The organism is Corynebacterium sp. HMSC27B11 (assembly GCF_001815985.1).
Taxonomy (GTDB): domain Bacteria; phylum Actinomycetota; class Actinomycetes; order Mycobacteriales; family Mycobacteriaceae; genus Corynebacterium.
The window spans coordinates 1-2,676 of the sequence record NZ_KV823576.1 but is presented as its reverse complement, the minus strand read 5'-3'; the positions used below and the strand labels follow the sequence as shown (position 1 = coordinate 2,676).

Annotated in this window: 3 protein-coding genes and 1 pseudogene; all 4 read right to left on the bottom strand. The window is 55.5% G+C overall.

Translation table 11 applies throughout. The annotated features are described in order from the left end of the window. Nucleotides 1-115: 115 nt before the first annotated feature. On the bottom strand, nt 116-952 hold the full coding sequence (locus tag HMPREF3097_RS08345) for an aminoglycoside O-phosphotransferase APH(6)-Id (protein WP_000480968.1): 837 nt from the start codon (nt 950-952) through the stop codon (nt 116-118). Continuing rightward, nucleotides 952-1,754 (bottom strand): annotated as a pseudogene (aph(3'')-Ib, locus tag HMPREF3097_RS08340) (aminoglycoside O-phosphotransferase APH(3'')-Ib). Before aph(3'')-Ib ends, HMPREF3097_RS08345 begins: the two are co-directional and overlap by 1 nt. Nucleotides 1,755-1,819: 65 nt before the next feature. Next, on the bottom strand, nt 1,820-2,188 hold the full coding sequence (locus tag HMPREF3097_RS08335) for a recombinase family protein (RefSeq protein ID WP_012360778.1): 369 nt from the start codon (nt 2,186-2,188) through the stop codon (nt 1,820-1,822). A gap of 5 nt (nt 2,189-2,193) precedes the next feature. Continuing rightward, on the bottom strand, nt 2,194-2,676 hold a 483-nt coding region (locus tag HMPREF3097_RS08330), incomplete at its 5' end, for an IS6-like element IS26 family transposase (protein WP_048263344.1).

The window sequence follows — 2,676 nt, the reverse complement described above, 5'->3', positions numbered from 1 at the left end:
TTCCTACTGCCCCAACTTTGCAACAGCACCCGAAATCCTACGCTAAGGCTTTGGCCAACGATATTCTCCGGTAAGATTGATGTGTTCCCAGGGGATAGGAGAAGTCGCTTGATATCTAGTATGACGTCTGTCGCACCTGCTTGATCGCGGCCGCGATAGCTAGATCGCGTTGCTCCTCTTCTCCATCCGCGTTCCAAGCTGCGGAAAGGCACCCATAAGCGTACGCCTGGTCGAGCAGGCGACGCGGATCGACGTCCAGCGCACGAGAGAATGCGTCCGCCATCTGTGCAATGCGTCTAGGATCGAGACAAAGGTCGTCTCTGTCAGCCGGATCGTAGAACATATTGGCGGCGCCAAAGCCCACTTCACCGACCAGACCGACGGGATCTATCACCAGCCAGCCGCGACTGGAGAACATGATGTTTTCATGATGCAGATCGCCATGTAGCCCACGCAGTTCCGAGGCATTGCTCATCATTTGATCGGCTATAATCGCCGCGTGGACGTAGTCAGTTTGACAACCTGCGTTTTGATCATCGCGCGCCCGCTGAAACAAAGCTGCAAAGCGATCCCGGATCGGGAGAAGGGCAGAAGGCAGGGGTTCCTCAGATGCGGCATACAGCTTCGCCATTAGTTCCGCTGCAATTTCGGTCGCCTGGTAGTCGCCGTGCTCGGCAACGATGTGAGAGAGCATTCGCTCCCCGGCATATTCGAGCAACATCAGATTGTTCTCACGACCGAGCAACCGGACTGCTCCCCTCCCATTGCGCCATACCAGATAGTCGGCCCCGCGCAGTTCATCAGCAATGTCTTCTATAGGTTTCAATCCCTTGACGATTGCAGGAGTCCCGTCTGGCAATGAAACTTTCCAAACGAGGCTGGAAAAGGTGTCCGCAATGAGAACAGGTTGCGAAACGTGCCAATGAGCAGGAAAAACAGGCGGCATGAACATCAACCCCAAGTCAGAGGGTCCAATCGCAGATAGAAGGCAAGGCGTTCGCGGTCGGGGGCTTCGATCCCCAATACATTGAATAGGACAGCGAAGGCGCGCTCTGCTTCATCTGGCGCTGCCCAGTTCTCTTCGGCGTTAGCAATCATGAGTGCCAAATCGGCATAGCGATCTGCTGTTCCGAGCCGCCCAAGGTCGATCAGACCCGTGCATTGAAGAGTTTTAGGGTCCACCATGAAGTTCGGCATGCAGGGATCACCATGGCAAACAACCATATCGGTGCGCTCTTGGTCGAGCCGCACCGGTAGCTCTCGTTCGACACGAGCCAAAAGATCGAGCTGCGGCGTACTCTTGTCCTCGTCCGGTAAGAAGTCGGGATTGACGGCATTGCGGGACACCACATCAACGGCGCGTCCGAACATTCGCGACAGCCTGCGCTCAAACGGACATTGATCAACCGATAGGCTGTGAACAGCGCCAAGTTGCTGCCCCATTGACGGCCACGCTTTGAGCAAATCCGCTCCAGACAGATCAGCCGCCGGTACTCCCGGAATTGCCGTTATCACCAAGCATGCACCCTCCTGTTCCTCCTGCCAGTTGATCACCTCGGGGCAAGCCACACCTCGACCTTTGAGCCAAATGAGGCGGTCACGCTCTCCAGCGAGCTCACCGCGGCGGGAAGCAGGTGCGATTTTCGCGAAGGCATGCCCGTCACCACGTCGAAAAACAAAATCACCAGATTCTCCGCCTCTGACAGGCAACCAGTCAGAATGCGATTCACCAAAAAAATATTAGTTCGATTCAATGGAGGTTCCTTCAGTTTTCTGATGAAGCGCGGAGGTGGCTCAACCTGCGAAAAGAAACGAGTTGCTACGTAAGTCCGAGAACATGCTTTCCATGGTCTCTGAGCTCGCCTTTGGGACCGACATATCGGTAGAGAGTGACGCGCTCGATGCCGAGTTCCTTGCAGAGATCGGAAACTGAAGTATCGCGCTGGGCCATGGCGGCTTGCGCGAGACGCACCTGAGCTTTGGTGAGCGCGAATTTTCGTCCGCCCTTGCGACCGCGCGCTCTCGCGGAGGCGAGACCCGCCATGGTGCGCTCTCGGATCAGATCCCGCTCGAACTCGGCCAAGGTGGCGAAGATTCCGAACACCATGCGACCGGACGCAGTCGTGGTGTCGATCTGAGCGGGCACTGTTGCAAAGTTAGCGATGAGGCAGCCTTTTGTCTTATTCAAAGGCCTTACATTTCAAAAACTCTGCTTACCAGGCGCATTTCGCCCAGGGGATCACCATAATAAAATGCTGAGGCCTGGCCTTTGCGTAGTGCACGCATCACCTCAATACCTTTGATGGTGGCGTAAGCCGTCTTCATGGATTTAAATCCCAGCGTGGCGCCGATTATCCGTTTCAGTTTGCCATGATCGCATTCAATCACGTTGTTCCGGTACTTAATCTGTCGGTGTTCAACGTCAGACGGGCACCGGCCTTCGCGTTTGAGCAGAGCAAGCGCGCGACCATAGGCGGGCGCTTTATCCGTGTTGATGAATCGCGGGATCTGCCACTTCTTCACGTTGTTGAGGATTTTACCCAGAAACCGGTATGCAGCTTTGCTGTTACGACGGGAGGAGAGATAAAAATCGACAGTGCGGCCCCGGCTGTCGACGGCCCGGTACAGATACGCCCAGCGGCCATTGACCTTCACGTAGGTTTCATCCATGTGCCA

Bases quoted from the DNA above. Each gene is read 5' to 3' on its own strand.
- HMPREF3097_RS08345 (WP_000480968.1), bottom strand. From the start codon at position 952: ATGTTCATGCCGCCTGTTTTTCCTGCTCATTGGCACGTTTCGCAACCT.